Here is a 25,713-nt window from a genome sequence, read left to right as displayed (position 1 = left end):
CGGCTCGCGGGGTTGCCAGCCGCGGCGGACTATTTCCAGCTCGGCCTCGGCCCGCGCGAGGTCTTCCTCGGTGGGCCGGGCCGCGTCGCGGGTGCGCATCGCCGCGGAGATGCTGACCTGGGAGGCGCCCGGCCCGATCAGGCCGCGCAGGCCCCGTTCGAGATCGTGGTCGTCTGCTTGCCGATCGTGCATTCCCCGATTAGAACATCTCGACCCCGGCCGGGGCATGGTGCCAGGTGAAGGCGGCATGCGCTTCGGCTACCGCGCCTGGGCGCAGCTCCTGGATGCGTCCGGCCGCGGCGAGCCCGCCGGCGGAGCCGCCGCCCAGGTAGAGGGCGCTGAGTGTGGCGATGTCCAGGACGAGATCGGGCTGGTCCGTGGTGAGCACGCAATGGGCGCCGGTCTTCAGGCCGGTGATGCGGAACTTGCCCGTGTTCTGGGGGAACAGCTGGTCCTCGACCTGTAGCACCAGGTCGAGCGGAGCCGCGTAGCGGCGGGCGCTCAGGGCGTCGATGACGTTGACTATGCGCAGCCACAGGCCGTCGGACAGGGTCGCCCCAAGGCGTCGTGGCTCGTTGACCATGTCGAGGATCGGCTCGTCGATCGCGGCGAAGCCGACGCTGACCGTGCGGGTCAGGTCCATGTCGAGCAGGAAGCGCCACAACTCCCGGTACGCGACGGGGTTGGCGGCCACGACATTGTTCACCTGGACGACCCCGTCGGGGCCGAGCTCGTTCCACTGTTGCTTGACGCGGTAGAAGGCGTACCCATCCGGGCCGGACTGTCCATAGTGGACGATCGCCCGGCGCGGCCCGCCTCCGTACCGGCGGCTCGCCGGATCGGCGAGCACGAAGTCCCACCACTGCTTGTTGCGGCTGATATAGCCGGGGCGTTCGGCGCGTACCAACTCATAGGCCTCAACAATGTCGGGCAGCAGATCGGCCGGAGCACCACCGCGGATGCGGCTGTCCTTGGCGCGCGGCTCCAGCAACCGCGCCTCGCGCGTGTCGATCGCCAGCCGCAGCCGCCGGGTGGCCATCCCGTAGCCGTACCGCTGATAGATACGGCCCTCGCTGGCCCACAGCAAAGCCACCGCTTCACCGGTCGCGCGCACGTCCACCAGCTGCTGACGCAGCAGGGTCGAGGCGATGCCCTGGCGGCGATGGGTTCCCCGGACACCGACCATGGTGACGAATGCCGCCGGGATGACCGACCCCGGAACGGTGAGGTCGCGCGTATAGATGCCGGCGTGACCCACCACCTCCTCGCCATCGAGGGCAATCAATGATCGCTCGGCCTCGAAAACCTGGCGCTCAGCATCGCTGACCTCGTTCTCTTCCATGCTGTCGTGGAAGGCGGTCATCACCGTCCGGAGGATTTCGTCATGGTCGTCGGGGGTCGCTGCGCGCACGGTGAATGACATGTGGCCTTCATATCGTGGTGTCCGGTGTTGAGCAACCCGGTTACCCTCTAACACGTGAAGAACCGTCTGGACCGCACTCAGGAAGTCCCGACCGTGCCCGTGACGTCGCCACGGCAGCGCAACGACTTCAGGCCCGGTGTCGCCCCGATCCCGGCCAAGCGTGAGGATCCGACGCTGGTCGAGCCGACCATGCGCCCAGGGCACATCGTCACTTCCGGGCAGCTCAAGCGGCCCAAGCTGCCGATGCGGCAGCGAGCGCGCAATCTGCGCGCGGGCGGCGGCTGGACGGTGGGCGGGCTGGTGGTCCTCCTGGTCAGCTGGGCACTGTGGGCAGCCGAAACCGGAGCCGACTCGGTCAAGGGCTCGGCCCTGGTGCTGGTGCTGATCTTAGGCGTCGCGGTGGGGCTGTTCGGGCTTTCCCGACTTGTTGGCAGCATTGTTCTGGAAAAGCTGATGAACCGCCAAAGACGCAGCTCTGTCCTGTCACACTTGGCGATAGGCCTGTTCTTGACCTTGGCGGGCGCCTCGCTGCTGCGCCAGGTCGAGTGGGTCATCACGGCTTGGAACCACCTGATCGGCGCCCGTTAGCAACGTTCACCAATCCCCCGACGAAGTTTCTGCGAAACGCTCGCAGAAGATCCACCGGAGGGGGAGCCCGCTATGTTGTCCCACAAGCGTCTAGCCGTCGTAGTCACGAGCGCATTCGCCGCGCTGGCCCTGAGTGCCTGTACGACCCTGAGCGCTAGCGCCACGACACAACCCACGCCCGGCCCGACGCAAAGCGGTGCCGCCGATTCAGAATTCGGCGCGGGTTGTGCCGCGGTGCCGACCGATCCCAATGACCCGGCCAGCTTCGAGGCCATGGCCAAGGAACCGGTGGTCACCGCGCTTTCGGCAAACCCCATGTTTTCCATGTTCGTGGCCGCGGTGAACAAGGCCGGGCTAGCCGAGACGCTGAACAACACAGGGAACATCACGGTGTTCGTGCCGACCAACGACGCCTTCGCGAAGGTTTCGGCGGAGGACCTCAACGCGGTCATGGCCGACCAGACCGTGCTCACCCAACTCCTGAGCTATCACGTGGTACCCGAGGCTCTCGCACCGGACAAGCTCGCCGGCACCTACCAGACCCAGACTGGTGACAACGTGACGATCACCGGCAGCGGGACCGAATTCAAGGTCAACGACACGGCAAAGGTCGTGTGCGGCAACGTGAAGACCTCCAACGCGACGGTTTACGCCGTCGACAGCATCCTGCTGCCGTCCTGAGCGCCCGGGCGCTGACAGCCCAACATTTCGCAGAACGGGGGAGTCTCATCATGTTGTCCCACAAGCGTCTAGCCGTCGTTGTCACGAGCGCATTCGCCGCACTGGCCCTTGCCGCCTGTACGACGCTGAGCGCCAGCGCCACCGCACAACCCACGCCGGGCCCGTCGGAAAGCGGTGCCGCCAGCGAACAATTCGGCACCGGCTGCACGTCGATGCCCACCGACCCGAACGACCCGGCCAGCTTCCAAGCCATGGCCAAACAAAAGGTTGCCGCGGCCGCGGAGGCCAACCCGAAGCTGACCACGCTCGCGGCCGCGCTGAGGGAAGCGAATCTCACCGATACGCTGAACAACGCCGAGAACATCACGGTTTTCGCGCCGACCGACGACGCCTTCGCGAAGATCGCCGTTGCGGATCTGGAGGCCATGCTGTCCGATCAGGCCACGCTCAAGCAGATCCTGACCTATCACGTCGTGCCGCAGACACTCACTCCGGACAACCTCGCCGGGACGCACACCACGCTGGAAGGTAGCGATCTGACGGTGACCGGTAGCGGTACCAAATTCATGGTCAACGAAACAGCGAACATCGTCTGCGGCAACATCAAGACGGCAAATGCCACGTTGTACTTCGTCGACGGAGTGCTGCTGCCCTCCTGAGCCCGTGGTGGGTCAGGCCTTCGCAACCGTCATGGAAACGGTGACCGAAGTGCCGGCAGAGCTGGTGACTATCTTGATGTCGTCGGAGAGGGTGCGAGCCACCCACAACCCCCGGCCCCGCTGCGAGGCGGCGGCCGGCTGGTTGTGGCCGAGGTCGGTGGACTCCGGGATGCCGGGGCCGCGGTCGCTGATCTCGCAATGCACCTGAGAAGCTTCGCGCCACAAGCGGATCCGCCCGTTTCCGCCACCATAGGCGATCGCGTTGGTGACCAGCTCGCTGGAGATCAGCACCAGGTGCGCCACCTGGCTGGGGGAGGCCCCGAGCGAGCTGGCGTGTGCCGCCACGGCGGCGCGCACGCTGTAAAGGCCGCCGCGCTCAAAGGTCTGGTCGAGCGAGACCACGCTCTGCTCAGGGCTGACCATTTGCCACCTGTACCCGAAGTTGTGCTGCTTCACTCGCTCCGACCAAGGCCAAAGTTGATTTGATCCGCTCGTCGCAGACTACGAGCAGGTGACGGTCGGCGGGAAGGCTCAGCGCCGCGCGCACAATCGTGCTGGCGTTGGCCAGGTCGATAAAACGCAACCCGCGCAGGTTGAGAAAAACATTGTGGTCCAAGCGAATCGCCTCCGTCAGCGCCTGGGCGAGCGCGTCGGCGTGGTCTGCGTCGATCTCTCCGGCAAGCCTTATGCCCGGCGGACTGTACTGGCGGCACACCCGAAGCAAGGCATCGTCATGATATGCGGCCGCGGCCACCGAGACGGGGTGAGCTTCCACCGCGCGATCCAGCGTCACCGGGTCGAACTGGTCGCGGTCGTAGTGGCAGATGACCGTCAGCCTCCCGTTCTCCAGCAGCGTGGTCAGCGAGTTCTCGAAGGTGAGCAGCTGGTCGATCGCGGCCAGCGGCCTGGTCGCCCAGAGCATGTCAGCGCTGACTCGCAACCCGGGATAGCCGTCCCCTACCGCCTGCGTGACCTGGGCCGCAAGCATTTCGAGCATGCTCTTCGCGGTGGGCGAGCCGCCCTGTGCCATCCATGCTTCATCCGTGGTACCGATGGTCAGCTGCCCAGTCTTCAACGGCTCGGTGACCGGCACTTCACGCTGTGCGAGCTCGTGTTTGAGCCGATCGGGAGGCAGGGCCTCGGTCAGGCAGAGCACCTTAACGCCGGAAATCAGTCCCATATGGACGTATGCCGCCATCAAGTCCAGACGCTCCTCCGGATCGGTGAAGGTCATGCACGCGTGCGCGCCTGGACTCAGGTCCGCAATTGAGGCAACTGTGGTCACAATCACGACACTTTAGCCGATCTGATCGGATGGGCATATTGGTCATCTTCTAGGCTGTGCCGATGTCGAATCGCGCCCTCGTCGTGGCCGCCGATCCCGGTTGGGCGGCCGCGGGCAAAGCACTGGCCGCCCAGCTCCGCGAAACGCTCGGCCCGCTGGCGGTCAGGGTCGAACACATTGGCAGCACGGCGATTCCCGGCATGCGAGCCAAAGACCTGCTGGACATGCAGGTGTCCGTGGCCGACCTGGACGAGGCGGCGCAAGGGTTCACCGCACCGTTGGCGGCATTGGGCTTCACCCGCTCGCGCTACGAGCACGACCACGTACCGGCTGGATCCGGTGACGATCCGCAGCGCTGGCGCAAGCGTCTGTTCACCCGGCGCGGGCCGGAAGCGGCGGAGGTGAACCTGCACGTGCGGCTGGCCGGTTCGCCCAATGAGCGGCTGGCACTGCTGTTTCGTGACTTCCTGCGCGCGCACCCGGACGCGGTTGCCGCCTACGGCGAGTTCAAAACGGTGCTGGCGGCTAAAGTTCCGGACATGGCCAGTTACATCGACGTGAAGGATCCCGTGGTGGACCTGGTCTTCGCGTGGGCCCAAAGCTGGGCCGAGCAGACGGGATGGAGCGCGTGACGGTCGGCCTCTGGTACCAAGTGATGGGCGAGGGAGAACCGGTGGTGCTGTTGCACGGCGCGCTGGTGGACTCTCGCGTGTTCGATGGCAATCTCGTTGCGCTGGCTCAGAATTTTCGCCTCTATCGGCCCGAGCTGCGCGGTCATGGGCACACCGCGGATGTGGCCGGGCCGCTGAGCCCCTCGGTCATGGCCAAGGACGTCATCGCGTTTCTGGAGACCGTGGTGCAGCGACGGGCGCATCTGGTCGGCTACAGCGCGGGCGCGGTGGTGGCGATGATGGTGGCTGGGCAACGGCCCGACCTCATCGACCGGCTGGTGCTCGTGAGCGGCGCCTTCCACCGCGACGGCTGGCTGCTGCCCCCGGCATCCCCGGCCGACATCCCGAAGGAGCTTTACGACGCCTACGGCGAGGTCTCCCCCCATGGGGTGCACCATTTTCCGGTGATCATCGACAAGATCGCCGCATCGTCCGCGGACGAGCCGGCGCTGACCGCCGCGGATCTCGCGGCCATCACCTGCCGCACCCTGGTGATGGCCGGTGACGACGATGTCGCTTCGCTGGAGCATCTGCTCGACCTCTACCGTGCCCTGCCGGTCGCCGAGTTGGCGATCGTGCCCGGGGCCAGCCACTGCTTGATTATGGAAAAACCCGAGCTGTGTACGGGCCTGGTGGCCGACTTCCTGATGACCGAGCCGGTCACGACCTTCATGCCGTTGCGGCGAAGCTAGTCTCGTCCTTCCCAGGTGGTGATGCAGACCTCGTTGCCCTCCACATCGGCCAGCACCCAGAAAGCCGGCGCCTCGGCGTCGTAGCGCAGCGTGCCGCCGGCCTCGATGGCGGCCTGCATGCGTTGCTGCGCTTGGTCTGGCGGCACGCACACGTCAAAGTGGAGGCGGTTGCGCTCCAGCCGTGGCGGATCCATCTGCTGGAACCAGATGGTGGGCCGCTGGCCGAGCGGGTCCACCAAAGGATCGGTGGGACCGCCCGCGGCGGTCTCATCGACGTAGCCGAGGATCGCCTTCCAGAATGGCCGCACCGCGGCGATGTCAGCGGCATCGATGGCAATTTCCATTATCTGCGCCGATTCGCCGGTCGTGTCGCGCCCCATTCCGCGCACGATGGCCGTGATGCGCCCGGCTAGCTCGATGTCGGCGGGACTCACCCAGATGATGTCGGGTGTTTGCAGGGTGAGGATGACCCAGCGGTCGCGAAGGTCGAGGCGCAACCTGCCCTCGGCGGCGGGCTCGCAGACCGCGGCGGCCACCTCCACCGCTTCGGCCAGCGAACCGACCGGCACGCAGGTGCGGATGACGCCAAGGACAAAACGCCAGCCCAAGGGATCGACCGCGGCGGAGATGGCTTTGCGGCTCAGTTTTTCATCCATGCTGTGACTCAACCACTTTGCGCAACTCGTCGGCATAGTTGGCGATATCGCCGTGGCGGCCGATGCCGGCGGCCTCCTCCTCGCTCATCGGGCCGGTCGCCACCTTCGACATGCGCAGCACGCTCTGAGCGCCGTCCTCGGTGATCTCGTAGGCGGTGTCGAGAATGGAGCCCGGCATGACCCGGCCGCGCAGGCTGAGCCTGTGCGGCGGCTGCCATTGGGTGACGTGCCCGTAGAGGTGGCCCTGCCCATCGCCCCAGTCTTCGTAGTGGGCGCCGCCCACGCGCGGCTCGATGACGACCCGCTTGGTGCGCTCACCGCCGTAGGAGTGCGGGAACCAGGCCATGGTGTCGCCGGTGAGGGCGGCGAAAACCCGCTCGGGTGGCGCGTCGAAACTCAGCTGGGTCTCGATGCGGACGGTTCGGATCTGTTCCTCGAAGGTCATCGTGGTCGCTCCTGACTTCTCGACATGGCGTTGCAGCGCAAGGAGTTGGCCGGCCGACTCGTCCGCGAGCGGGACGACCCAGCGCTCATACCACCGCCGCAGCGGCACCGGGTTGAGGTGGTTGTAGCGGTGGCGGCCTTGGCGTTGCACGACGACCAGGTCGACCTGTGTCAGCACCTCAAGGTGTTGCATCACCGCGAACCGGCTGAGCTCAGGGATGGCCTGCGCGAGCTGGCCGGTCGTGTGTGGACCGGCCCGCAGCAGGTCAAGCAGCTGGCGACGCCAAGGGCTGGCCAGCGCGCGCCACAGCTCCTCGGGCTCAGACATGTGATACTTATATCACATGTCTGAGCGATCGCTAGCCCGCGTCGCGAAGGTGGGCGCCGATGCGCTTGCCCACGGCCTCGATCTCCTCCTGCGGCACGGGCGGCATCTGCTCCTCCCAGATCGGCAGGAAATGTTTGCTCGCCTCCAGCATTCCCAGCGGCCGGGGCATGAGCCAGAAGTGGAAGTGGGAACCGCCGTCGCCCCAGCGGTAGAGATGAACCCGGGCGATGTCCTCAAGGGTCAGGATCGCCCGCTCTACTTTGGCGATGAGCCCGCCCAGCTCGCCCTGCAGCTGCACGGGCAGGTCGCTGAAGGAATCGACGTGCATGCGGGAGGCGACCCAGACGGTGCCCGGAAGGCTGCACCCGACCGGGTTGTAGACGCCCCAGTGGTCGTCGGCCCAGATGTGGTCATCGCGGTTGCAGACTCCGCAGGTGTCGCCACCCGGCTCGCCGCGTCGCGGTGGCTCCGGAATCACCCGCGGCCCGGCCGGCACCGGAATCAACGGTTCGGCAAATGGAAATGTCATGCATCCAAGGATGCAACACGAGCGTTGCACACGCAAGGGTTGTGTTGCGCAGATGAAACAGTTACGTTGCACAGATGCAGGACGAGCTATACCGGGCAACGATCGCTGTCCTCGGCGAGGTGGGGTGGGACGGCCTCACCCTGGAACGGGTGGCCGAAAAAGCCGGGCGATCCCGGGTCACCCTGTGGCGTAACGGGGTCAGCAGAGAGTCGCTTCTGGACGCGCTGCTGCGCCGCCTCACCGAGGGCTACCGCGATGCCATGCTGCCCGTCCTGACCAGCCCGGGGTCGGTGCGCGAGCGGATGGAGCGCACGATGCACGCGCTTTGCGACGTCATCGACGCCCACGCCGACGTGCTGTCGCTCTCCGACGAGATGTTCCACCGAGCAGCCGAGGCCAATTGCGAAATGCCGATCGGTTTCCTCGACCCCTTCCTGCGGGTGCTGGCCGATGCCCGGGCCGCCGGTCAGCTCACCAGCAAGGCCAAGGACCTCGACCTGGCCGACGTCCTGTTCAACGGGGTCGCCTGGCCCTACCTGCATTTCCGGGTCAGGCACGAGTGGCCGCCCGCCCGCGCCCGGCGCCTGCTGTTCGCCACCCTGCTGGACGGAGTGCTGAAGAAATGAACCCGCGGCGTAGGCTGACGATGTGGAACGCGTGGGCGCATTAGCCGCCATCGGCGCAACGCCGGTGGTGCAGCTGGGTCAACTGGTCGGGTCGGAAAGCGCGCAGGTGTGGGTCAAGCTGGAGGCGGCCAATCCGACCGGCTCCTACAAGGACCGCATGGCGCTGGCCATGATCGAGGCAGCGGAGGCCGACGGGCGGTTGTCACCGGGCCAGCCGGTGGTCGAATACACCGGCGGCAGCACGGGTTCGTCGCTGGCCTTCGTTTGCGCGGTGAAGGGATATCCACTGCGGATAGTCTCCTCCGACGCGTTCGCGGTGGAGAAAATCCGTACCATGCAAGCGTTTGGCGCGCAGGTCGAACTGATTGAAAGCCCGGAAGGGATCACGCCTCAGCTGATCCCGCGGATGATGGCCCGCGCTCGGGAGATCGCCGCGGAGACCGGCGCCTTCGCCACCGATCAGTTCAACAACACGGACATGGTCGACGGCTATCGCCGCCTGGGCGCAGAGCTGATCGAGCAGCTGCCGGGCGAGCCGGCCATCGCCGCTTTCACCGGCTACGTGGGCACGGCCGGCTGCTTTCTCGGGGTCACCCAGGCCTTGGCGCAGAAGGTGCCGGGGCTGCATCGGGTGGCGGTCGAGCCGGCCGAGTCGGCGGTGCTTTCCGGCGGGGCGCCAGGCGTGCACCACATCGAGGGCGGCGGCATCGGCTCGCGCCCGCCGCAGTTGCACGAAACCGATTATGACGAGGTGATCGCCGTACCGGAGGCGGAGGCTTTCGCCATGGCAAGGGAAGCGGCGCGCCGCGAGGGCGTCTTCTCGGGCCCGTCGACCGGGGCGAATCTGGTGGCGGCGATCGCGGTGGCGCGCCGGCTGGGCCCGGGGCGTCGGGTGGTCACGGTGCAGGTGGACAGCGGCCTGAAGTATCTGTCGGGACACCTCTACGGGTAACCCCGACTTTCGTCCACAGTGGACCGATCGGGCGCAGCGTGATGCTGGTACGAATGCCGGGGTTGCCCGCCAGCGCGCTCAGCCCCGCCTGGCACAGCGGCGTGAGCGCGGTGGTGAGCATCAGCCGGGCCAGATGCATCCCCAGGCAGGTACGGCTGCCGGCCGCGAAGGGAACAAACGTCCACGGCGCCTGCCGGGCCGTGAAGCGCTCGGGCCGGAAAGACAGCGGATCGGGCCACAGCTCGGGATCGCGGTGGGTCAGGTAGGGCGAGTAGCAGACCAGCGTGCCGCGGGCGATGGGCACTCCCGCCGCGACGGTGTCGCGGGCGGCTGTCCGGCTGCCCAGCCAGCCCGCCGGATAGAGCCGCAGCACCTCGTTGATCACGAGCGGCAAAGCCGACGGCTCCTGCCATTCGGGGTGACCGCCCAGTTGCCAGATCGCCCAGGCGAGGGTGTGCGCGGTGGTGTCGTAGCCCGCCGCGAGCGCCACCCGAAGCTCCTCGGCCAGGTCGTAGTCCACGGTCGCGGGGTCCAGGGTGCGCAAAGTCGCGGCGAGGGTGTGCGGCGCGGGTGAGAGCATCGCCGACTCGATCGCGGCGCGCATCCGCCGGAACAGGACCGGGCGTGGGCGCAGCGCGCCCGGGGTCGGTTTCTCAAGCGGGGCAAGGAAGCGAGCCAACAGCTGGTCAGGCAGCGCGCCATCGAAGAAGGCGATGTTGAGCATCCGCCGCACGATCGGGCCGGCCCAGGCAAGGGCGTCGAACTCTTCACGCGGCAGGCCGGCCGTCACGACCTCGGAAAGCCGCTCGTGCAACGCGCTGAGGGCCCGGTCGTGAAAGTGGGGGTTGAGCTGGCGTCGGCGTGGGTCGTGCGCGGGCTGGTCGAGGTGGACCACCCCGCCGTGCAGGTAGGGGGTGAGCGCGCTGAGACTGCGCCGGCTGCGGAAGGTCTCCAGGTCGCTGAGCACCGCCCGGTTCCAGTCGGGACGGAAGCCGACGATGGCCTTGCGCCACAGGTGAAGCGGAAAGACCGGGCCGCGGCTCGCGCCGCGTTCGAGCAGGCCGATCGGGTTGAAGGTCCACTGGTACAGGTCTTTCACCGGTATTCGCGACCCTTCCAGCGTGCGGTGCGGCGCAGGCCGAGCCGGTAGATCGGCAACGCGGCCGGGGCGATGAAGGGGACCAGAGCCGCCTCCGCATAGCTTGCCCGGCCGGTCTTGGCGTTGGTGAGCACGCGCTGCGCCAGGCTCAGCGCGGCGGCCAGCTGCCAGGCCGCGCCGTGGCGCAACCGTAGCCAGGGCAGGGTGTAGGCGGCGAGGTTGCCCAGCGCGCTTGCCACCAGCAGCGGGTCGCTGTCGGCGTGAGCCGAGCGGATGCTCTTGCCGATGCCGCGAACCGTTGCGGCGTAACCGTCGTACATGCGCGCGCGGACGAGGTCACCGCCGAGCGCCAGCCCGAGCTTGAGCCCGGCGCGCCGGGTCAGGCGGGCCAGGGCGAGGTCTTCGACGATCTCGCCCGCGACGGCTTGGTGGCCGCCGAGCGTGCGGTAGGCCCGCCGGGTGAACGCGAGCACCTGGCCGTTGGCCACCGCGGCGGCCGGGATCGGAAGATCGAGCAGGGCGTGCGGGAGGAACGCGAGCAGAACTTCGTCGATGAGCGGCACCAGCATCCGCTCGCCGAGGGTGCCTGCGTGCTGCCGCGGGAAGACGGAGAAAACGTCGGCGTGCTGGGCGCCGATCTGTGCCCAGATCGCGCTCAGCGCGCCCGGCCGCATCGAGACGTCGGCGTCGACGAAAGCGAGCAGGTCGCCGGTGGCCTGCTCGGCGAGCTGGTGGCAGGCCCAGTTTTTGCCTATCCAGCCCGCGGGCGGCGGGCTTCCCTCAAGCAGGCGCAGCCGGGAGTCGGCCTTGGCGAGGCTTCGCACGATCTCGGCGGTGTCGTCGGCCGACTGGTCGTCGAGAACCAGAATCTCCGCGGCGGGCTGTTTCAGCAGGCCAAGGAGGGTTCGTGGCAGATTTTTGGCCTCATCTCTCGCCGGTACCAAGAAAGAGGTCTTAAGAAAGGAATTCGCGCCCTGGCCCAAGACCGGGAAGGCGTGCAGGTTGGCCAGCAGACCGGCCGTCTTCACGAGGTGGAACGCGGCCACCGCGCTGCCTAGCCGTGCCATGTGATGCGCTCCTCGTAGCTGCGTCGCCCGTTGATCGCCAACGTGAATCCCCTTATCGGAGAACGAGGATCGGCCTGCCTCAACCCATCGTCCAATTCGGACAGAGATTCGGCGAGCTGGGCGGCAAGCCGCCCGGTGACCTCCGCGCGCGACCCGGCCGTGTCCACCCGATCGAAGACGAGATGCGCCTCGGGAACCTGATGGCCGCGCAGCTGGATCCGGGTGGCCACGGCGTAGAGCGGAACCTTTGCCGCACAGGCGAACCAGGCCGCGCCAGGCGCGATATTGGCCAGCGGCCCGGCCGGGCGCAGCTCGCCCTCGGGAAAGATGATCAGATGGCGCCCCTGCTCGAGGAAGCGCAGCCCCTGCCGAGGCTCGCCCGTCCCGAAAGCCCCGATGGCACGAGCGAAACGGAAGGTTTCCAGGTTTTCCTGAAGCATCAGGACAGCGGAACGAGAACCCAGCGCGCGGCTGACCGCGGTGAGGGCAAAAGGATCCCACCAACTGTGGTGATTGGCGGCCCACACCGCGGGCCCCGGCCGCGGATGCGCACGCACCCACACCCCGCGCAGATTGCGCCGCACCAAATGCGTCACCACGGCCTCAAACATGCTTAGCTCCGAGCCGGCCCAGCCGCACCCAGCACAGCAGGGTGAGCGTGATCAGGGCGAAACCGAAACCATAGTCTTCGATCGGAATATTCCATGGTGCCCGCACGCCGGTGATGGCCTTGTCGTGGTAGGAAACGATTTCCGCGTCGGCGCGGGTGAGCCAGCCGTCCACCGGAATCTGGAAAGCCAGCGCGATCGCGATCGCCGCCCAGTAGCGGCCCTGCCGGAACAGTCCCGTCTTGAGGACCAGCAACTCCAGCGCGACCACCGCGATCGGCGCGGCCACGGCCAGCATCGTGTACTCAGGTCGCATGGCGCAGCACCCGGCCCACGGCCTCGTAGGTCAGCAGCGCGCACAGCGGCACCACGATGAAGAACAGCCACTCCTCTACAGGTAAGCCAACGATTCTGGGGCCCAAGGTGTAGCGCTCGCTGAACCACCAATGCCCGCGCTGTGCCGCGGTGAGGTCCCAGATCGCGAAAGCGGCGAAGGCGGGCAGGATGGCAAGCGCGGTGCGCCTGGGCCGCCGATAGACCCGTGCCCCCAGCACGAACTCCAGCGGTAGCGTCACCAGCACGCAGGCCAGCAGGATGAACAGGTAGGAGAATCGCTCAGGCACGGACGGCTCCGGTCAGCAGGCAGCTGACGGCCACGCGAAGCCGTTTCGTGGTAGGCACTCTGACGCGCTTGGCGAAAACGTCGAAGTCGGCGTTCTCGACCTCGTCGAGGATCCCGGCGTAGAGGTGAAACGCGGTGCGGATACAGGCCTGCGAGGTGCGGTCCAGCAGGGGCACGCCGAGCGCGGCTTTGGCGTAGTGCTCGCGAGCACGCGCTATCTCGTACCGGATCAGCTCCTTGATGTCAGGGGTCGCCTCCCGTCGGTGCAGGTCCGCCGTCGTCACCCCGAACAGCGCCATGTCCCGCTGGGGCAGATAAACCCGGCCGCGGTCGAGATCCTCGGCCACGTCGCGGATGAAGTTGGTGAGCTGAAAGGCGAAACCCAGCTGCCGTGCCGGTTCGCGTCCGGCGACCGGGTCGGCGCTGCCCAGGATGGGCAGCATCATCGTGCCGATGACCGCGGCCGAACCCTCCATATAGGTCAGCAGGTCTGCGTAGTCCTGATAGAGGCCGATCTCCAGATCCATTTTCATGCTTCTGAGAAACGAGTCGAAGTCGGCCAGGTCGAGGTTAAATGTCCGGATCGTGTGCAAGACTGCCGGAAGGAGAGGATCGGTCACAGCTTCACCGCGTAACCCGGCGGCGAAGCGCTGTGACCAGTCGGAGAGCCGGGATGCGCGCTGTCGTGGGGTCAGGTCGGCGTAACTGTCGACGATTTCGTCGGCGTAGCGCGTAAATCCGTACAGGGCGTGCACGTGGGGGCGCTTCGCGGCGGGGAGCAGCTTGGTCGCCAGGTAGTAGGTGCGCCCGTGTTTGCGGTGCAGCTCCCGGCACCGGGTATAGGACAGCGCCAGCTCGGGCTCCATGCCGCTTCTCCAATCGACGCAGATTTCGACTCAACTCGTTCCGTAGGTTACTCTCACCGGGTGGCCAACGAAAGCGCCTGCGGAGAAAGTGACATCACGCAAGCCGTGGACGGCGTGCTCAAGGACTTCGTCGGCGACGAGGTGGCGGCACTGCTGGCACTGGACCCGGCCCTGGAACCATTGACCGGCGCGGCGATGAACGCGGTCTTCGCCGGCGGCAAGCGGATGCGGCCGACCTTCGCCTACTGGGGGTGGCGAAGCGTGGCCGGGCCTTCCGCGTCCCAGGAGCGGGTGCTGCCCGCGCTCGCCGCGCTGGAGTTGCTGCACACCTTCGCCCTGGTGCACGACGACATCATGGACGGCTCGCCGACCCGCCGCGGGCAACTGACCGCCCACCGCGCGCTGGCCGCCGACCATTCGACGCAGGGTCTGCGCGGCGACCCGGCTCACTTCGGCGTGTCGAGCGCGATCCTGGTGGGCGATCTCTGCCTGGTCTGGGCCGACAAGCTGATGAGCCGGTCAGCTGTAGCCCCGCATACACTGCTGCGGGCTCGGGCCGGATATGACGTTATGCGGGCCGAGACCATCGCCGGTCAGTTCCTCGACGTGCTGGGGGAGTCGGCGCGGGAATGGACGCTGGAAAGGGCTCTGCGCACCGCCCAGCTCAAGACCGCCGGTTACACGGTGACCCGGCCGCTTCAATTCGGGGCCGCGCTGGGCGACCCGGCGGGCCGTGCCGTTTCCGCGGCGTTTGAACGTTATGGCCAAGCGGTCGGTGTCGCCTTCCAGCTGCGCGACGACCTGCTTGGCCTCTACGGTGACCCGTCGGCCACCGGCAAACCGGTCGGCGAGGATCTGGCCGCGGGCAAGCCAACCGTGTTGCTGGAACTGGCCCGAAGCCTGGCCGACCCGGCTCAGAGCGCCGAGCTGGACAAGTTACTTTCTGACACGGAAAACCTCGACGTGGCAAGAGTTTCCCGCCTGATCCAGGAAACCGGCGCCACCATCCGGCTCGACCAGATGATTTCCCAACGCGTCGCCATCGCGCTCGAAGTGCTCGACCGCGCCCCGATCGATGCCTGCGCCCGGGCGCCGCTGGGCCGCCTCGCAGCCGCCGCCGCTTGGCGCAATACCTGAGGAGGGCACACATGCGCACAGTCACCGGGCGCACCGATCACGTCGTCATCGTCGGAGCCGGGCTCGGCGGCCTGGCCACGGCGATGCATCTGGCCGGGGCCGGACGCCGGGTCACCGTCGTTGAGCGCGAAGAGTTCCCGGGCGGGCGGGCCGGTCTGCTCGCCGACGGCGGCTACCGTTTTGACACCGGCCCGACCGTGCTCACCATGCCCTCCCTGATCGAGGAGGCGTTCGCGGCCGTGGGCGAGTCGTTGCCGGACTGGGTCAGCTTGACCACTCTCGATCCGGCATACCGTGCCTGGTACCCCGATGGCTCCTCGCTCGACGTCATCGCCGACCCACACCGGATGGCGCTGGAGATCACCCGGGTGTGCGGTGCGGCCGAAGCCGACGGATACCTGCGTTTCGTCGACTACGCGCGCCGCCTATGGAAGCTGGAACGTGCCGACTTCATCGAACGCAACTTCGACAGCCCGCGCGATCTGTTGACCGCCAACCTTTTCCGCCTTGCCGCCAGCGGCGCGTTCGGACGCCTGCAGAACGTTATAGACCGCTACTTCAAGGACCCACGCACCCGTCGCGTCTTCTCGTTCCAAGCCATGTATGCCGGTCTCGCCCCGCACCGTGCGCTGGCCATCTACGCCGTCATCGCCTACCTGGACTCCGTTACCGGCGTCTATTTTCCCGCCGGCGGCATCCACTCCGTCCCGGCGGCGATGGCCGCGGCCGCCACCAAACACGGTGTCGACATCCACTACGGCACCACCGTAACCTCGGTCGAGACCCGTTTCGGCCGCGCGGAGGCCGTCATCACCTCCACCGGATCGCGCATCCCCGCCGACGTGGTCGTGCTCAACCCCGACCTGCCCGCCGCCCATGCCCTGCTGCCCGGCGGCAGGACGCCCAGACCCCTGCGATACTCACCGTCGTGTGTGGTCCTTCATGTCGGATCCTCTTCCCGGTACCGGAAAACCGCGCACCATAACATCCACTTCGGACGGTCGTGGCGGCGCACCTTCGACGAGGTCATCAAGCGCGGCGAGCTGATGAGCGACCCATCCTTGCTGGTCACCAACCCGACCTACACCGACCCTTCGCTCGCCCCCGCCGGCCGCGAGACCTACTACGTGCTGGCGCCCACCCCCAACCTCGCCACCGGCGGCAGCCTGCCCTGGCAACACGGCCTGGCCACCCGCTACACCGACTACCTGCTCGACGCCCTGGAAGCCCGCGGCTACCTCGGTTTCGCCTCCGGTATCGAAGTGCTGCACACGGTCACCCCAGCCACCTGGGCCGCCACCGGGCTCGCCGCAGGCACCCCCTTCGCCGCCGCGCACACCTTCCGCCAGACCGGCCCGTTCCGCCCGGGAAACCTCCACCCGACACTGTCCAATGTGGTCTTCGTCGGCTCCGGAACCCAACCCGGAGTGGGCGTCCCCATGGTCCTCATCTCCGGAAAACTAGCCGCCGCCCGCATCACCGGCTAGCCCCACCCCACCCCTTCGCCGACGCGCCGCCCACCCCGCCCGCACGAGCCGCGCGACCCGCGCGACCCGCGCGACCCGCATGCCCGCATGGCCCGCACGACCCGCATGCCCGCATGGCCGCATGGCCCGCGCGGCTCGCATGGCCCGCGCGGCCCGCGTTGCCTTGCGCTGTCCGCGTTGCGGCTCGCGCCTCCGCGGCACCTGCATCTTTGCCTCGCCCGCCTAATCCAGAGATGTAGCTGCCACGGACCCGCTCACCTCCGGCCGCGCCGCCCGCATGGCTTGCGCGGCCCGCGTTGCCTTGCGCTGTCCGCGTTGCGGCTCGCGCCTCCGCGGCACCTGCATCTTTGCCTCGCCCGCCTAATCCAGAGATGTAGCTGCCACGGACCCGCTCACCTCCGGCCCGGGCTTGCCCCGTTTCTTCGTGGCTTCGCGGTCGTCGTGGGCCGACAGTTGCTCTTGTGCGGCATCTCTGCTTGGTCCTGTTAATGCAGAGATGTAGCTGCCACGGACCTCCTTACTTCTGGCCCCGTTTCTTCGCTGGGTTCGTGGTCGTGGTGGGGTGCCTGGTGCTTTTGTGGCTCCTGCGTCTCTGCCTCCGCGATGCTGATGCAGAGATGCGGCCTGAGGCGGCGGCTGGGTGTTGAGGGTGGGCAGCGCCATCACGATGAACTCAGCTGGCTGTGGTGCCAACCGGGAGCTCATTTGCTCGGCATGAGCTGAGGGTGCTGGGGGCCGAGGGCTATACGTGTCCAGGGTGAACCCTGGACAATGTGTGGATCTTGCGGTCACTGCCACGCCGACAGCCCGGCGGCGGATGGGTGGTCAGGCGTGATCTGTGGCATCGGTGGTGACTTCATTGGGTTCGGATCGGATGATGTGGAAGATCGGATGTCGTGGTGCGGCGTCTTCGAATGCGAGGGTTGGCGCGTCGGGGGCGACGGTGAGGAATGACTGTCCGCCGCGGACTGACTGGGCGAAGTGTCGAAGGATGGCAGCGCGTTGGGCGATCGGAACCTCAACCAGCGCAACATCTTCCAGTTTGCGTCCCCGTCGCAGGGTGGCGTTGCCGGCGGCGCGGGCGTTCTTCACCCAATCGGAGCCGTCATAACCGGCAACGAGGTAGCGCTCGCCGTCAACGGTGAGCACGGCAACCGGTGTGGTGCGCGGTTTACCGGACCGGCGGCCGATGGTGGTGAGCAGGTGCTGCGGTGCTGGCCCGATGCCGCGCCCAAGCAAGAAGCGGTTGATCGGATTGACCCACTTCAGCCAACTCGGCGCTCGTCGCGCCATCGCGCCCTCCCGGAAACGTGTCGGAGCAAAGCCGGAGCAAAGTCGGAGCAAAGTCGGAACGAGCGAGAATGATAACAGTGGATGCGGCTAGCTGACGGCAACGGCCAGGGAGAGGGCTTCGGCTAGGGAGGTGGGGGTGAGGGCGGCGGGTGGGAGGTTTTCACCCCAGCCTGGGCCGGCGGCAACCACCAGGGCTGGGCGGTGGGGCAGGTCGAGGAGGGCTGAGAGTTGGGCGGTGTCCGCGGTTTGCGAGGTTTGCGACCAAAGGACCACCATGGCTGGGCCGGTACGGCGCACGGCGTCGAGCAGCGCGTCGAGCGGGACTCTGGCGCCTAGCAGGTGGCAGCCCACGCCGCGTTCGGCGAGGGCTGCGGCGAGGGCTTCCAGGGGCAGGCTGTGCTGTTCCTCGTCGGCGCAGGCGAGCAGCACGGTGCTGGCGGAGCCGGCCGCGGGCCGGGGGACAGAGCCGAGAACCTCTGCCACGCAACGGGAAAGCAGGTGTTCCACGTCGATCAGGCGTTGTGTGGCCTCGTGTCGTTTGCCTATCCCGACCAGAACCGGCACCAGCAGCTCTGTCCACGCGGCGACCACGCCGTGTTCGGCCACGGCGGCGGCGACGATCGAACGCACGGTGGGCATGTCCAGGCGGGTGGCGGCGCGGGCGAGGCCACGAGCCTGCGGGCCGGCCCGGCCCACCGGAATCGCGTGGCCGCCACCGGCCCGGGCCGTGCGCACCGAATCGACGTCACCGGTTCGGGCGATTCTCGCGGCTTCCGCGGCGGGCACGCCTTCGCTGGTGAGCCGGCGCATGGTCTCGAGCCGGACGAGGTCTTCGGCGTTGTATCGGCGGTGGCTGCCGTGCGCGTGCCCGCTCGGGCCCAGGCCGTAGCGCTGATGCCAGGTGCGCAGGGTGGTGACGGCTATGCCGAGGCGGCGCGAGACCGCGCCGGGGCTCAAGCCGTCACTTTCCACAATCGGAGGGTACCTTAGAGTGAAGTTGCGTCGATAGGTGAGTCGGAGCGAGTCGAAGATGCGCACTGTGGTCATGCTTTTTACCCGGGATCTTCGTGTCCGGGACAATCCTGCGCTCAGCCTGGCATGTACGACAGCGGACAGGGTGGTGCCGCTGTTCGTGCGCGATCCGGCCCTTTCCGTGCCGCCCAACCGCGAGCGCTTCCTGCTGGAGTCCCTGGCCGACCTGCGTGAGTCGTTGCGCGGGAAAGGGGGCGACCTCGTGATCCGGCACGGCGACCCGGTCGCCGAAACAGTGAAGATGGCGCGGCAGGTCGACGCGACCGGCGTGGCGATGATGGCCGACGTGAGTGCCTATGCGCGGGCACGGCAGCGCGGGCTGGAGTCGGAACGGTTGATGGTCAAGGCTTTGCCGGGCGTGACCGTGGTACCCGCCGGAGAAATCAAACCGACCACCGGAGGGGACCAATACAAAGTGTTCACGCCGTATTTCCGGGCGTGGCAATCGCATCGCTGGCGTTCCATAGCACCCACGCCGAAGCGGATCGCGGTTCCCGAAGGACTGTCGGCGGGCCAGATCGAGGCGCTGCCTTCGGTTCCGGAATGGACCGGCGGGGAGACCGCGGCGCTCAAGAGGCTCAAGAAGTGGCGGCCGCTGAGCGACGGCTACGCCGAACATCATGATGATTTGGCGGGCGACCGCACCTCGCGGCTGAGTCCCTATTTGCATTTCGGTTGTCTTTCCCCGCTTGAGCTGGCCACCGCCGGTCTGCACGACGCATTTGTGCGGCAGCTGTGCTGGCGCGACTTCTACCATCAGCTCCTGGCCACCTTCCCGGCCATGGCGCGCAAGGCTTACCGCGCCGGCGCGGTAGAGCAGTGGCACGATGACGAAGAAGCCTTGCAGGCGTGGCAAACCGGCCACACCGGGGTCGACATCGTTGACGCCGGCATGCGCCAGCTGCTGGCACAGGGCTGGATGCACAACCGGGCCCGCCTGATCACCGCCTCGTATCTCACCAAGAGCATGGGGCTGGATTGGCGGGCAGGCGCGGACTGGTTCATGCGCCACCTGGTCGACGCCGATGTGGCCAACAACTACGGCAATTGGCAATGGGTGGCCGGGACGGGGACGGATACCAAGCCCTACCGCAAGTTCAGCCCGGCCCGGCAGGCACAGCGTTTCGACGCCGAAGGTCAATATGTCAAGCGCTGGCTGGGTTTCGACCCTCCCATTCGCGGGAAGGGTTAACGCCATGACTGCTGATTTGGCTCACCGGCCGCAAGAGCGCTCGAATTGGTGGGGTCTAGCCGCCTTCTTCGTCGCTGTCATTGCCACCGCCGCCATCGGCGTAGTCGCTGTCACCGGAACGGCCGAGCAGTACAACACACTTCAGCAGCCTGATTGGGCACCGCCGTCATGGCTTTTCGGGCCGGTGTGGACGGTACTGTACGCGATGATCGCCATTTCCGGATGGCTGGTATGGCGGAGAGTTGGCTTTGGTAAACAGATTGCCGTGTACGCCGCCCAGCTGGCTCTCAACGCGATTTGGACGCCGCTCTTCTTCGGCGGCGACCTCTTCGGGCTGGCATTCGCCGACATAGTCGCGCTGTGGATCCTGATTGGCGTGACCATCCTGCTTTTCTCGCGCGTGTCACGCGTGGCGGCGTGGATGCTGGTGCCCTATTGGGCATGGGTGACTTTCGCTTCGGCCCTGAACTTCACGATCTGGCAACTCAATTCCTGACTTCGGCGCAGGTGTTGGGGCTCGTCACTCAGACGGTGGACCGGCTGGTGTGGGGCCTGTTCTTTACCTAGGCTGATTTCATCCGGATTTGGGGAAACGGCCCGATGCCGGAGGTGCCCCCCATGGCCAGACTCAAAATCAGATGGACAATGCTCGGCATCGCCGGAGCACTCGTGATGATTTGCTGCGGCGGTGGTCTAGTCGCCTATGTCACGGGCGATTCCGGCGACACTCGCGCGGCCGAAGAGGCGAACGGCAGGGTGTCCGTGGCGACGCTCGGCGTTCCGGTGCGGGATGGGCTGTTCGAGTTCACCGTGCACAGTGTCCGGTGCGGCGAGTCCAAAGTGGGTAGTGACTACCTGAGCAAGACCGCTCAGGGACAGTTCTGTCTGGTGAACCTGCAGGTCAAGAACATTGGAAAGGAGGCTCGCACCTTTGACTTCGGCAACCAGCAAGCTTTTGGCGAGGAGAACACAAAATACAGCTCCGATGGCGCGGCGAGCCTCTACGCCAACGACCAGAGCGAAGCCTTTCTCAACGAAATCAACCCCGGCAACGCCATCACCGCCGACGTGGTTTTCGACATCGGCAAGGGCGCCAAGCTGCTTGCGGTCGAGCTGCACGATTCGGCCTTCTCCGGCGGGGTGAAGGTGCGGCTGGGCTGACTCAGGTGAGCCGGAGCTGGTGGACAAGCTCCATGAATCCGCCCAGATCGACCGGGCCGCCGCTGATGCGGTGCCAGATGTCGCCGGCCGTCCAGCGGGCCTCGTAGCCGCAGGCGGCCGGCAGGACCGACACGCGGCGCGGGCCTAGGTTCACCTGGGCGATGACGCGGGCCGCCGGGTCGGCGGCGGGCAGCGCCGCGTAGTGGTAATTCGCCGTTGGCTGGCCCGCTCGGTGGTAGGAAACGAAGGACTGCAGGCTCGTTTGGATGCGGCTGTGCGGCACTTCGGACCAAACGGCGGGAAAGTGGGCCAGCCCGGCCCAGCCCGGGGCGGGTCGCTGCGTGTCGCGCAGGTGGATCAGCTGGACCTTGTCGAGGCCGGGGAAGAGGAGCCACGGTGGAGGAGGGGCTACTGCGCGCACGGCTCACGCTCCAGGCGGAGGTCGGATTCGGCCGAGCCCGTCGCTGCGCTCGCGAACACTGTGCCGCGAATGTGACGTTCCCGTTATCACTTCCCACCTATCGGGACGGTTTCCGAAACTATCGGAACCGTCCAATGTAGACAGCTGGAAGTTTCCTCAACAACTGTGACTTCGGGCACGCTGGGACGCCGAACCGGAAGCGTCTTTGACACGATCGGCTGCGAATACCGGTACCAGAGAAAGAGGAGAAGGCATGACCTCAGCCACCCGGCCGGATGCCGCCAGCGACAAGCTCGACAGCGGTGTCCTGAAGATCGCCGGCGTGGTGGTGTTGGGCGCCATCATGGCGATCCTCGACGTCACCGTTGTCAGCGTCGCGCTGCCGACCTTCCAAAAAGAGTTCAACGCGACCTACGCGACCGTCGCCTGGACCATGACCGCCTACACCCTTGCCCTGGCCACCGTCATTCCGGTCACCGGCTGGGCCGCCGATCGGTTCGGCACCAAACGGCTCTACCTCACCTCGCTGGTGCTTTTCGTCGGCGGCTCGGTGCTGTGCAGCATGGCTTGGGACATCGGCCCCCTGATCGCCTTCCGCGCCCTGCAGGGCCTTGGCGGCGGCATGCTCATGCCGCTGGGCATGACCATCATGACCCGCGCCGCCGGTCCCGACCGGGTCGGCCGGGTGATGGCGGTTCTCGGCGTGCCGATGCTGCTCGGCCCGATCGGCGGCCCGATCCTGGGCGGCTGGCTCATCGAGACCGTCAGCTGGCACTGGATCTTCCTGATCAACCTGCCGATCGGCGTCATCGCTTTCCTGTTCGCCCTCAAGGTGCTGCCCTCGGATGCGCCGCATCCGTCGGAGTCGTTCGACTTCCTGGGAATGCTGCTGCTTTCGCCGGGTCTGGCCCTGTTCCTCTATGGCGTTTCGTCGATCCCGGGGGAGGGCAAGGTCGTCGCGGCCAAGGTGCTCATTCCCGGCCTGGTCGGCTTGGCGCTGGTGGTCGGGTTCGTCTTCCACGCCCTGGGCAAGGAGCATGCCCTCATCGACCTCAGCCTGTTCAAGAACCGCAACCTCACCATCGCGGTCGTGACGATGACGCTGTTCTCGGTGGCCTTCATGGGCAGCATGCTGCTTTTGCCCAGTTATTTTCTCCAGGTACGGGGTGAGGGCACCCTGACCACCGGCCTTCTGCTGGCGCCACAGGGCTTGGGCGCCATGCTGACGATGCCGATCGGCGGCAAGCTCACCGACAAGATGGGGCCCGGCAAGCTGGTGCTCGCCGGCATCCTGGTCATCGCGCTCGGCTTGGGCGTCTACACCCAGGTCGGCGCGGACACGCCTTTCCCGCTGCTGCTAGGTGGCCTGTTCGTGATGGGCATGGGCATGGGCGTCACCATGATGCCGATCATGTCGGCCGCGCTGGCGAGCCTGGTGGACCACCAGATCGCGCGCGGCTCCACCATGATGAACATCATTCAGCAGGCGGCGGGCTCGATCGGCACCGCGGTCATGTCGGTGATCCTCACCAACCAGGTGCTGGAAAGCCCGGCTGCCTCAACCTATTTCGGCGTCAAGCAGGGCGCCATCCCGGCCGAGGCGGTGCCGCCGGGGGTGCTGGCCGAGGGTCAGTCGGCCCTGGCGAGCGCGTTCGGCAGCACCTACACGATTGCCTTGGTGCTTATCGTGCTGTGCATCATCCCGGCGCTGTTCCTGCCTCGCCGCAAGATCGAGCGTGTTGATCAGAGCGAGCAGCCGGTGCTCACCGCGGTTCACTAGTTACTGGAGAAAGGCCCGGTTCGTTGGTGAACCGGGCCTTTCGCATCGTTGTAAAAATCTTAACCGTTGAGCGTATCCACCCACTTGCATGGCTAATTTCGACGTTCGTTGGAGGTACTCTGGCGCCGATTCACGTCAGCCATCGAAACATCCAAGGAGGTTCCATGGCACGTAATCGGGTCAGGGCAGTGGTGGCAACCATGCTCATCCTGCCGTCGTTGGTGGTGGTGGGTTCGGCATCACCGCTGGCGGCTCAGCCCGCGACACCCTCGGCCGCGGTCGGCCCGGCAAGTGACGTCCGTGAGCTGTCCCGCAAGGACTTCACCCTGGACGGCAAGCCGGTGCAGACCCCGATCAAGTACCAGCCGTCGGCAGCTCGGGGCGGAGCGAGGGTCGCCGCTGAAACGCCGCCTGTTGGCACAGTGCGCCAATGGCTCGGGCTTGACGACTTCCTGGGCCGGCTCTACCGCAAGAACTACACGTTGCGTGGGGTCGGCAACAACATCGAAGTCTGGGTGGCCAACGACATCGCCTTCCCGGCCGGTGACTGCCGGCTGCAGATTCCGACGTCGACGGTCATCACCGACGCTCAGGTGGCCAGCCTGATCAACGAGTTCGACAACAACATGTACCCGAAGGAGACGGCCGCCTTCAGCACGCCGCCCGACCGGGACGGCACCAACTCCATCCTCGGCCCCGACGCCAACGGCAACGGCGGCGTCTACACCGGCGGTGGCAACAAGACAGTCACGCTCGTCGACAACGTGCGTGACGACAACTTCTACCAGTTCCCGGCGGCACCGACCTACATCGCCGGGTTCTTCTCGTCCCAGTTCAACGAGCTGTTCGACCGCAACGTGATGACGGTCGACGCTTTCGACTGGGCACACCGCACCGGGGCGAACCCGCCCGACGAGCCGACGGCCGACCTGTGCACCAGCCGCGCCGCCCGCCCGTTCCTCTACGAGAGCACCTTCGCGCACGAGTGGCAGCACCTCGCCCACTCGTACACCGACCCGTTTGAGGGCGCCTGGATCAACGAGGGGTTGTCGGACTTCGCGCAAACCCTCACCGGCTACGTCAACGGGCAGGCCACGGTCTTCGATCGCGGTGCGGACAGCCACCTGTACTGCTACCAAGGTTTTGGGATAGTGCAGACGCCGTTCAACACCAACCCGCGTGACTGTGGGGGTCCGGAAAACTCGCTCACACTGTGGGGCGAGAGCCCGAATCCCAACGCGATCCTGGCCGACTACGGCAACGCCTACTCGTTCATGTTGTTCCTCTTCGACCGGTACGGCGCGGACTTCATGTCCCGCCTGCACCGCGACGGCGACCACCAGGGGCTGGCCAGCCTCGACGCGGCGCTGGAGGCCGAGGGCGTTTCCGACATGTACAAGGTCATCCATGATCACCAGACGATGACCCTGGTCGACAAGATTGTCGGCGGCTCCCACGGAGTCATGCTGGGTGTCCCCAAGAACCGGGTCACCACGCCGAGCCTGCGTTCGACGGTGAACCTGGCCAACCCGACCACTTCGGCCACCCCGGGGGCCGCGCCCAACGGTGCGGACTTCGTACAGCTGAAGAACGGATCCGGGCAGGTGCTCAGCGGACATGACCTCAGGTCGCTGCGCTTCGCCGGGGCGGCAACGCTTCCGCCGGTGCCATTGGCCTGGACAGTTGTCAACGACGACCCGGACCGTCCGGGTAACCCGGTGCTGTGGTCGGGCAACGGCAACAACATCGACGCGGCCGCGGTCACGTCGGTGGCCGTTCCGGCGGCCGATCCGAAGCTTCGCTTCAACGCCAAGTACGGCGCGGAGTTCGGCTTCGACTACGGCTACATCATCGTCTCCACCGACGGCGGCGCGAGCTACACCGCCATCGCCGGTGACAAGACGGTCGATGGGCCGTTCGGCCCGGCGCTGAACGGGACGACCGTGGGATTCGAGGCGCACACCTTCGATCTGGCGGCTTACGCGGGCCAGACCGTGTTGCTCGGCTTCCGCTATGTCAGCGACGGCGGCGTCAACGAGGGCGGGCTTCTGCTCGACGACATCACCGTCGGCGGCACTTCGATCAGCGATGGCTCGAGCTTGGCGCCGTTCGACTCGCCAAGTGAGATCCACCCGGTGGCCGTCAACAACTGGAACGTCCGCCTCATCGGTCTCGACGAGCAGCACGGCATCGCCTGGCAGCTGGAGTTCAACGGGCGCAACAACCTGTCGCTCAACCTGCTGCAGCTGGCGCCGCTGCTGATCTTCCCGACCGTGGTGGCCGTGGTGGCCTACGACGAGCCGACCGAGCAGTTTGCTCAATACGCGCCATACACCTTGAAGGTGAACGGCGTACCGCAGGTCGGCTGACGCACTACCGAAATGGCGGCTCGGCAAGCTTGCTCAAAGCTTGCC

29 protein-coding genes and 1 pseudogene are annotated in these 25,713 nt (G+C 66.8%); 14 read left to right on the top strand and 16 right to left on the bottom strand.

The annotated features are described in order from the left end of the window. Together Rhe02_RS45730 and Rhe02_RS45725 are read right to left on the bottom strand one after the other, a co-directional pair. A pseudogene (locus tag Rhe02_RS45730) lies at window positions 1-192 on the bottom strand (hypothetical protein); the annotation flags it as partial. Between the two features lie 7 nt (window positions 193-199). After that, window positions 200-1,423, bottom strand: coding sequence for a GNAT family N-acetyltransferase (locus Rhe02_RS45725; protein WP_203914836.1), 1,224 nt, complete (start codon window positions 1,421-1,423; stop codon window positions 200-202). A gap of 54 nt (window positions 1,424-1,477) precedes the next feature. Here Rhe02_RS45725 and Rhe02_RS45720 point away from each other — a divergent pair, with 54 nt between their 5' ends. The 3 genes from Rhe02_RS45720 (at window position 1,478) to Rhe02_RS45710 (ending at window position 3,351) form a co-directional block, all read left to right on the top strand. Further along, window positions 1,478-2,011 (top strand): hypothetical protein, encoded by a 534-nt coding sequence (locus Rhe02_RS45720; protein ID WP_203914835.1) that lies wholly within the window; start codon window positions 1,478-1,480, stop codon window positions 2,009-2,011. A gap of 72 nt (window positions 2,012-2,083) precedes the next feature. Continuing rightward, complete coding sequence (locus Rhe02_RS45715) at window positions 2,084-2,692, top strand: fasciclin domain-containing protein (RefSeq protein ID WP_203914834.1); 609 nt, start codon at window positions 2,084-2,086, stop codon at window positions 2,690-2,692. A 50-nt stretch (window positions 2,693-2,742) separates the two neighbouring features. Further along, on the top strand, window positions 2,743-3,351 hold the full coding sequence (locus Rhe02_RS45710; RefSeq protein ID WP_203914833.1) for a fasciclin domain-containing protein: 609 nt from the start codon (window positions 2,743-2,745) through the stop codon (window positions 3,349-3,351). Window positions 3,352-3,363: 12 nt separating this feature from the next. Here Rhe02_RS45710 and Rhe02_RS45705 read toward each other — a convergent pair whose 3' ends face one another. Then, entirely contained in the window at window positions 3,364-3,774 is a 411-nt protein-coding gene (locus Rhe02_RS45705; RefSeq protein ID WP_203914832.1) for an ATP-binding protein, read from the bottom strand. Further along, complete coding sequence (locus Rhe02_RS45700) at window positions 3,761-4,585, bottom strand: MEDS and STAS domain-containing protein (protein WP_203914831.1); 825 nt, start codon at window positions 4,583-4,585, stop codon at window positions 3,761-3,763. The genes Rhe02_RS45705 and Rhe02_RS45700 overlap by 14 nt, the downstream gene beginning before the upstream one ends. Before the next feature lie 113 nt (window positions 4,586-4,698). Here Rhe02_RS45700 and Rhe02_RS45695 point away from each other — a divergent pair, with 113 nt between their 5' ends. Together Rhe02_RS45695 and Rhe02_RS45690 are read left to right on the top strand one after the other, a co-directional pair. Next, complete coding sequence (locus Rhe02_RS45695) at window positions 4,699-5,268, top strand: GrpB family protein (protein ID WP_203914830.1); 570 nt, start codon at window positions 4,699-4,701, stop codon at window positions 5,266-5,268. Beyond that, entirely contained in the window at window positions 5,256-5,999 is a 744-nt protein-coding gene (locus Rhe02_RS45690; protein ID WP_203914829.1) for an alpha/beta fold hydrolase, read from the top strand. The genes Rhe02_RS45695 and Rhe02_RS45690 overlap by 13 nt, the downstream gene beginning before the upstream one ends. Here Rhe02_RS45690 and Rhe02_RS45685 read toward each other — a convergent pair. The 3 genes from Rhe02_RS45685 to Rhe02_RS45675 are packed head-to-tail and all read right to left on the bottom strand — an operon-like array spanning window position 5,996 to window position 7,956. Beyond that, window positions 5,996-6,655, bottom strand: coding sequence for a VOC family protein (locus Rhe02_RS45685; protein WP_203914828.1), 660 nt, complete (start codon window positions 6,653-6,655; stop codon window positions 5,996-5,998). The genes Rhe02_RS45690 and Rhe02_RS45685 overlap by 4 nt on opposite strands. Next, window positions 6,648-7,427, bottom strand: a complete 780-nt coding sequence (locus Rhe02_RS45680) for an ArsR/SmtB family transcription factor (RefSeq protein WP_203914827.1) — start codon at window positions 7,425-7,427, stop codon at window positions 6,648-6,650. Before Rhe02_RS45680 ends, Rhe02_RS45685 begins: the two co-directional genes overlap by 8 nt. Before the next feature lie 31 nt (window positions 7,428-7,458). After that, window positions 7,459-7,956 (bottom strand): HIT family protein, encoded by a 498-nt coding sequence (locus Rhe02_RS45675; RefSeq protein ID WP_203914826.1) that lies wholly within the window; start codon window positions 7,954-7,956, stop codon window positions 7,459-7,461. Between the two features lie 74 nt (window positions 7,957-8,030). Between Rhe02_RS45675 and Rhe02_RS45670 the strand changes: the two genes are divergently transcribed. Then, entirely contained in the window at window positions 8,031-8,582 is a 552-nt protein-coding gene (locus tag Rhe02_RS45670; protein WP_203914825.1) for a TetR/AcrR family transcriptional regulator, read from the top strand. Window positions 8,583-8,604: 22 nt separating this feature from the next. Further along, entirely contained in the window at window positions 8,605-9,534 is a 930-nt protein-coding gene (locus Rhe02_RS45665; RefSeq protein ID WP_239124484.1) for a PLP-dependent cysteine synthase family protein, read from the top strand. On the opposite strand, the gene Rhe02_RS45660 is transcribed toward Rhe02_RS45665, so the two are convergent. Genes Rhe02_RS45660 through Rhe02_RS45635 form a run of 6 tightly spaced genes read right to left on the bottom strand, consistent with a single transcriptional unit; the run spans window position 9,479 to window position 13,796 of the window. Further along, window positions 9,479-10,633 (bottom strand): cytochrome P450, encoded by a 1,155-nt coding sequence (locus Rhe02_RS45660; RefSeq protein ID WP_203914824.1) that lies wholly within the window; start codon window positions 10,631-10,633, stop codon window positions 9,479-9,481. The genes Rhe02_RS45665 and Rhe02_RS45660 overlap by 56 nt on opposite strands. Further along, window positions 10,630-11,700 (bottom strand): glycosyltransferase family 2 protein, encoded by a 1,071-nt coding sequence (locus Rhe02_RS45655; RefSeq protein WP_203914823.1) that lies wholly within the window; start codon window positions 11,698-11,700, stop codon window positions 10,630-10,632. Before Rhe02_RS45655 ends, Rhe02_RS45660 begins: the two co-directional genes overlap by 4 nt. Continuing rightward, window positions 11,688-12,311 (bottom strand): lysophospholipid acyltransferase family protein, encoded by a 624-nt coding sequence (locus tag Rhe02_RS45650; RefSeq protein ID WP_203914822.1) that lies wholly within the window; start codon window positions 12,309-12,311, stop codon window positions 11,688-11,690. Before Rhe02_RS45650 ends, Rhe02_RS45655 begins: the two co-directional genes overlap by 13 nt. Further along, the gene (locus Rhe02_RS45645) at window positions 12,304-12,624 is read right to left on the bottom strand and encodes a lycopene cyclase domain-containing protein (RefSeq protein WP_203914821.1); all 321 of its coding nucleotides are present in this window, start codon (window positions 12,622-12,624) and stop codon (window positions 12,304-12,306) included. Before Rhe02_RS45645 ends, Rhe02_RS45650 begins: the two co-directional genes overlap by 8 nt. Beyond that, on the bottom strand, window positions 12,614-12,931 hold the full coding sequence (locus Rhe02_RS45640) for a lycopene cyclase domain-containing protein (protein WP_203914820.1): 318 nt from the start codon (window positions 12,929-12,931) through the stop codon (window positions 12,614-12,616). Before Rhe02_RS45640 ends, Rhe02_RS45645 begins: the two co-directional genes overlap by 11 nt. Then, window positions 12,924-13,796: a phytoene/squalene synthase family protein gene (locus Rhe02_RS45635; RefSeq protein WP_203914819.1), complete on the bottom strand. Its 873-nt coding sequence runs from the start codon at window positions 13,794-13,796 to the stop codon at window positions 12,924-12,926. Before Rhe02_RS45635 ends, Rhe02_RS45640 begins: the two co-directional genes overlap by 8 nt. A gap of 60 nt (window positions 13,797-13,856) precedes the next feature. Between Rhe02_RS45635 and Rhe02_RS45630 the strand changes: the two genes are divergently transcribed. Then, on the top strand, window positions 13,857-14,933 hold the full coding sequence (locus Rhe02_RS45630; RefSeq protein WP_203914818.1) for a polyprenyl synthetase family protein: 1,077 nt from the start codon (window positions 13,857-13,859) through the stop codon (window positions 14,931-14,933). Between the two features lie 11 nt (window positions 14,934-14,944). Beyond that, window positions 14,945-16,420, top strand: a complete 1,476-nt coding sequence (crtI, locus tag Rhe02_RS45625; RefSeq protein ID WP_203914817.1) for a phytoene desaturase family protein — start codon at window positions 14,945-14,947, stop codon at window positions 16,418-16,420. 825 nt (window positions 16,421-17,245) lie between these two features. Here the strand turns inward: crtI and Rhe02_RS45620 are convergent. After that, the gene (locus Rhe02_RS45620; protein WP_203914816.1) at window positions 17,246-17,713 is read right to left on the bottom strand and encodes a nitroreductase family deazaflavin-dependent oxidoreductase; all 468 of its coding nucleotides are present in this window, start codon (window positions 17,711-17,713) and stop codon (window positions 17,246-17,248) included. Window positions 17,714-17,800: 87 nt separating this feature from the next. After that, window positions 17,801-18,685, bottom strand: a complete 885-nt coding sequence (locus Rhe02_RS45615; protein ID WP_203914815.1) for a MerR family transcriptional regulator — start codon at window positions 18,683-18,685, stop codon at window positions 17,801-17,803. A 58-nt stretch (window positions 18,686-18,743) separates the two neighbouring features. Here Rhe02_RS45615 and Rhe02_RS45610 point away from each other — a divergent pair, with 58 nt between their 5' ends. The 3 genes from Rhe02_RS45610 to Rhe02_RS45600 all read left to right on the top strand — a co-directional run bounded on the left by Rhe02_RS45610 (window position 18,744) and on the right by Rhe02_RS45600 (window position 21,098). Next, a complete protein-coding gene (locus Rhe02_RS45610) occupies window positions 18,744-19,937 on the top strand; it encodes a cryptochrome/photolyase family protein (protein WP_203914814.1) in 1,194 nt (397 codons plus the stop codon). Window positions 19,938-19,941: 4 nt separating this feature from the next. Further along, window positions 19,942-20,433, top strand: coding sequence for a TspO/MBR family protein (locus tag Rhe02_RS45605; RefSeq protein WP_203914813.1), 492 nt, complete (start codon window positions 19,942-19,944; stop codon window positions 20,431-20,433). Between the two features lie 122 nt (window positions 20,434-20,555). Next, window positions 20,556-21,098 (top strand): DUF4352 domain-containing protein, encoded by a 543-nt coding sequence (locus tag Rhe02_RS45600; RefSeq protein WP_203914812.1) that lies wholly within the window; start codon window positions 20,556-20,558, stop codon window positions 21,096-21,098. Between the two features lies 1 nt (window position 21,099). Here the strand turns inward: Rhe02_RS45600 and Rhe02_RS45595 are convergent, their stop codons facing one another. Further along, window positions 21,100-21,519 (bottom strand): hypothetical protein, encoded by a 420-nt coding sequence (locus Rhe02_RS45595; RefSeq protein ID WP_203914811.1) that lies wholly within the window; start codon window positions 21,517-21,519, stop codon window positions 21,100-21,102. 253 nt (window positions 21,520-21,772) lie between these two features. Here Rhe02_RS45595 and Rhe02_RS45590 point away from each other — a divergent pair, with 253 nt between their 5' ends. Further along, the gene (locus Rhe02_RS45590) at window positions 21,773-23,299 is read left to right on the top strand and encodes a DHA2 family efflux MFS transporter permease subunit (protein ID WP_203914810.1); all 1,527 of its coding nucleotides are present in this window, start codon (window positions 21,773-21,775) and stop codon (window positions 23,297-23,299) included. Between the two features lie 164 nt (window positions 23,300-23,463). After that, window positions 23,464-25,668, top strand: a complete 2,205-nt coding sequence (locus Rhe02_RS45585) for a M6 family metallopeptidase (protein ID WP_203914809.1) — start codon at window positions 23,464-23,466, stop codon at window positions 25,666-25,668. Window positions 25,669-25,713: the final 45 nt, after the last annotated feature.

The sequence above is a fragment of the Rhizocola hellebori genome, from assembly GCF_016862955.1.
GTDB lineage: Bacteria > Actinomycetota > Actinomycetes > Mycobacteriales > Micromonosporaceae > Rhizocola > Rhizocola hellebori.
This window is presented reverse-complemented; position numbering and strand designations above follow the sequence as displayed.